Genomic DNA, 4,592 nt, shown 5'->3' on the forward strand with positions numbered 1-4,592 from the left:
CATAATCATCATTATCTTATCACTTTTTTCAAAATTAATTACCACAATTATAAAAAAGAAAATTTTTACTGCCTATTATTACAATTTCAATATAAAAAAAATATTTCCTGCAATAATAATATTTCTTGGAATAGGATATTTTCTCAATTCCCACAAAAATGAGCTGGAAATGTTAAATAAAAAATCTATTTTGATAAAAAATGCTGAAATAAATTCCATTGATGACTTAAAAAACAGTTCCATCGAAATGATAAACAAAGACAGCAAAATAAAGTGGAAAATAGATAAAAATCTAAAAATTATAACTTACGAGGATTCTCAAAAGGGATTTATAAATATTAAAGATACTGTGATTGATGATAATAACAGGGTAAATTTATCTTTTATCAATGAAAAAAACGAAATTATGTGGTTAAAAGGAAAAATTATCTACTTTAACTGGGATGTTGTAAAAATAAAACTAAAAAATAAAGAAACTATTGAAGGAGAAGTATACGGAAAAATAATTAAACTGGAAAATGGTGAGACTTTAATATTAAACAATAATTTTGAATTAAGAGACACTAGTAAGAAAATCAGTGATTTTGGAGTAATGGGAACAAATTTACAGATAAAAAAGACAATAAATATATTTTTATTTGTATTTTTAATATTTGGAAAATTAAACAAAATTATAAAAAAGGAAATATAAAAAATGAATTTATTTGATGAAGTATATGAAGATAAGAAGCCGCTAGCATTTAGATACCGTCCAAAAAGTCTTGATGATTTTTATGGGCAGAAGAGATTGGTTGGGGAAAATGGAATTTTGAGAAAGATTATTGAGCGAGGAAACTTTATGAATGCGATTTTCTGGGGAGCACCGGGAACGGGGAAAACTACGCTTGCAGAAATAATTGCTGATAAAATGAATTACCATTACGAATATTTGAATGCTATAAAAGCCTCTGTAACTGATATAAAGAATATTTCTGACAAGGCACACAGCAGTTTTCACACAAATGGACAGCAGACACTCTTATTTTTAGATGAAATTCATAGATTCAACAAGTTGCAGCAGGATTCACTTTTAGAAGATTTGGAAAATGGAAATATTATTTTAATTGGAGCGACTACTGAAAATCCTTATTATAACTTGAATAACGCATTGTTATCACGATGTATGGCATTTGAATTTAAGAAATTGAGTGAGGATGATTTGCTTAAAATATTGAGAAATATTAATGAAAAGGAGAATTTTGGAATTTCAGATGATATTTTGGGATATATTTCGGAAATAATCGAAGGAGATGCAAGGCAGGCTATAAATATTTTGGAACTAATTACAAATGTTGGAGTGGAGTTTACGCTGGAAGAAGTCAAGGAAATTTTGAATACAAAAAAATCATATCACAAGACAGAAGACAAGTACAATACAATTTCAGCAATGATAAAAAGCATTCGTGGAAGCGATCCTGATGCGGCTGTCTACTGGATGGCAAAAATGCTATCTGGTGGAGAAGATATTTTATATATCGCAAGAAGACTTGTAATTTTGGCTTCTGAAGACATTGGACTTGCAAATCCGCAGGCTTTAACAGTTGCTGTGGCAGGACTTAATGCAATAAAGGAAATTGGAATGCCTGAAGCTAGAATTATCTTATCTGAAGTGGCAATCTATCTCGCAATTTCTCCCAAAAGCAATTCAGCCTACAATGCTATAAATTCAGCACTAAGCCACATTGAAAATGAAAAAATTCAGGAAGTACCAGTTCATCTCACAAAAGTTGGAGCAAAAGACTACAAATACCCACACAATTATGAAAATCATTATGTAGACCAAATTTATATGAATGAAAAAATCAAGTTTTACGAGCATGGGGAAAATAAATTTGAAAAGGCGGCAGATGAGTGGTTGAAAAAGATTAAAAAGAATCAAAAATAAATTGTCTATTGAATTTTGAAAATAGTTAGTATAAAAAATACTCAAACAATAGTGTGGTTAGTTGTCTGAGTATTTTTTTGAATATTTAATAACAAGCTGAAGGATCATAATTTTGTACAAAATTTCTTGCTGTATCACGCTCACAGTCATACCTTACTGCTGAATCATGTCCAGATAACTTGTAATCTATTAATGCTTTATTTAAATTAAAGCTATATATATCTGAACCAGGACGATGAAGGATTAAACCATACTCCATTTCAACTCCATTATTAACACCAGTTGCAGCCCAAGTGCTCCCAATTAATTTTCTTAAAGAAGAACTGCTTATATTTTTAAAACCTTTTAAATTAATATATCCTTTTTTATTTTTATTCTTTCCTTCTAAAACTCGCACTAGCACTTTATTTCCATCTCTTACACCTTTAATTTCTACAAGTGTATCGTTCATATCAGAAGCTGTAAATCTTCTTTCATATGGATCGACTTCTTTAGTTTCAGTCTTAGTTTCGTTGGTTTTGGTTTCACTTTTTTTGTTATTTTCTTTAGTCTGAGTTTGTACTGAAGCCATCATTTGATTTTCCAACTGTCGTTTTTCCTGTTCCTTTTGAACTTTTTCCATCTCGCTTATTTTATTTTTCATACTTACAAATTGGTAAATACCACCACCTATGATAATAAATCCTATAACCAGAACAAGTGCAATTATTATTCCAATTAGAATTTTTACTAAATTTTTGTTTTCAACATTATTATTTTCCATTTATATTTCTCCTAAAATTTTAAATTAATATGTGTGAATATCTATTTCTTTTTCAAATATTTCCAATTAATATATCCAAATTTATGTTGTCCTAAAACTTCAACATATACTCCTTCAACATCAAAAGGACTTATATCAATTGGATCTATGACTACAATTGTTCCATTTTTTATTTTATCACGAATAGTTGAATTATCATACGCTTTTCTAGTAAGATTGGCATAACCATTTGGAGATTTTACTATGAATTTTTCTTTTTTACAATTTTCTTCACTAATACTTTTACTTGCACATACAGGAATATCATCTTCTTCATATCCTTCACCTATTATCACTTTTTTATAATCATTTCTTTTTTCAACGTCAACTATATTTCCATGAATCTCAATATCCTGAACTTCTTGATTAAATGAAATTCCCACAGGATTTCCGTTAATGTCTGCATCTTTAGAAATTTTACAAAATTGATGATTTTTCTCAAGACACGAATCATAATCTATTTTTATGTCTTGATTATTATTATATACACCATCCATCATTTCAGCATACATCGCATTGATAAATAAACCATGTTCAATATGAAATTCTGTTATTTTGGGATCAAGAATACAATTATTTAAAATCCTATTTTCATCAAAGTGAATTGCCTGTACTTTATTAGCATTTTTACCAAGTTTTATCATAATTGTTCCATCTTTTTTGTTTTGTCCAAAATAACTTCCATTTAAATCATTTACACTAATTTCATAGATTGTTTTAGGATTACATTTCTCATAAGCCATCCCAACAATATTTACAACAAACAAACTTAAAATTAACAACAATTTTCTCATAATTCTTCTCCAATCTTTTAAAAATTTATTTTTACCAAGTAATATCATTTAATTTTTCTGCAATTTCCAAAGTTGATAATTTCTCTGCATTTTCAATTTCTAAATCTACTTTTAAGTCAAAAAGTCTAGAGCCTAGTAAACCATACTTTGAAGTTTTTTTAAATTCTGTTGGGCAAAAATCATTATCATCAAATAAAAAGAAAATATGTACTTTTGAAATATCTCCATAGCCATAAATTTCTGGAAATTCTTTTATTGTGCTTATTATTCTGTTTTCTTCCTCGGTAGTAATTTCTCCCTCGCCTGAAATTTTTTCAGTAGTTAATTTTCCTTCTTTTGTAAGTTCAGCCAAAAAAACTTTATTCACTTTTCCAATATATTTCACTTCTTTTGCAGTATATATTCCAGTAAATTGATGGTTTGAATATCCTCTAGATTCAGGTTGGAAGTATAAATGATATTTTTCGTTTAATTCAAAACTTTTGTTGCATGGAACGATTCTGAATACGTTTTTTATTAGCCCCATTGAACTGCAATAATAATAAAAATCCTTGGATAAACGGTATAGTTCTTCATTAAAAGGATATTCGTCCGCAATTTCCTGAAGGGAAGAAATTAATTCGGAAAAAGTTATTGAAACAAAATTAAAATTATAAATTCCTATTCTTTGATTTATAGATTTTATGGCAGCTTCATCAAAGGTAGAATTACTTATGTGAATTAATATATTTGTTTCAGTTAAATTTTCGTTTTTGCAGTAATTAATAAGTTTTTTTGTATTATCTAATCCTGAAATTTTAGTTTCAATAATGATTTTTGTTGCTTTTGTCTGAATATGTCCGTCGATAATCCCTCCTTCCTTTTGTGATTTTTGTTGTGTAAAAACAGGGATAACCTTATAATTAATATTTTCTGGAAGAACACTGTTTATAAATAATTCATAAATTTTTGGATTTATTCTATATAAATTTGATAGAAGTAATAGAATATTATTTGTAATAGTATTCTCTCCTTTAGAGTAAATTTGAAATGAATTAATAAATCCCATAAAAAACCTCCTTATTTGCTTTAA

The 4,592-nt window shown here is 27.9% G+C and carries 4 protein-coding genes and 1 pseudogene; 2 read left to right on the forward strand and 3 right to left on the reverse strand.

Annotation, left to right across the window (positions count from 1 at the left end):
• Both Q0370_RS07075 and Q0370_RS07080 read left to right on the forward strand, forming a co-directional pair.
• Nucleotides 1-691, forward strand: a pseudogene (locus Q0370_RS07075) (hypothetical protein); the annotation flags it as partial.
• Nucleotides 692-694: 3 nt separating this feature from the next.
• Nucleotides 695-1,924: a replication-associated recombination protein A gene (locus tag Q0370_RS07080; protein WP_299573922.1), complete on the forward strand. Its 1,230-nt coding sequence runs from the start codon at nt 695-697 to the stop codon at nt 1,922-1,924.
• Between the two features lie 85 nt (nt 1,925-2,009).
• Here the strand turns inward: Q0370_RS07080 and Q0370_RS07085 are convergent, their stop codons facing one another.
• The 3 genes from Q0370_RS07085 to Q0370_RS07095 are packed head-to-tail and all read right to left on the reverse strand — an operon-like array spanning nt 2,010 to nt 4,568.
• Complete coding sequence (locus Q0370_RS07085; protein WP_299573925.1) at nt 2,010-2,687, reverse strand: hypothetical protein; 678 nt, start codon at nt 2,685-2,687, stop codon at nt 2,010-2,012.
• Between the two features lie 41 nt (nt 2,688-2,728).
• Nucleotides 2,729-3,520, reverse strand: coding sequence for a hypothetical protein (locus Q0370_RS07090; RefSeq protein WP_299573928.1), 792 nt, complete (start codon nt 3,518-3,520; stop codon nt 2,729-2,731).
• Between the two features lie 31 nt (nt 3,521-3,551).
• The gene (locus tag Q0370_RS07095) at nt 3,552-4,568 is read right to left on the reverse strand and encodes a hypothetical protein (RefSeq protein WP_299573931.1); all 1,017 of its coding nucleotides are present in this window, start codon (nt 4,566-4,568) and stop codon (nt 3,552-3,554) included.
• Nucleotides 4,569-4,592 lie beyond the last annotated feature (24 nt).

This window comes from uncultured Leptotrichia sp. (genome assembly GCF_938036635.1).
GTDB lineage: Bacteria > Fusobacteriota > Fusobacteriia > Fusobacteriales > Leptotrichiaceae > Leptotrichia > Leptotrichia hongkongensis.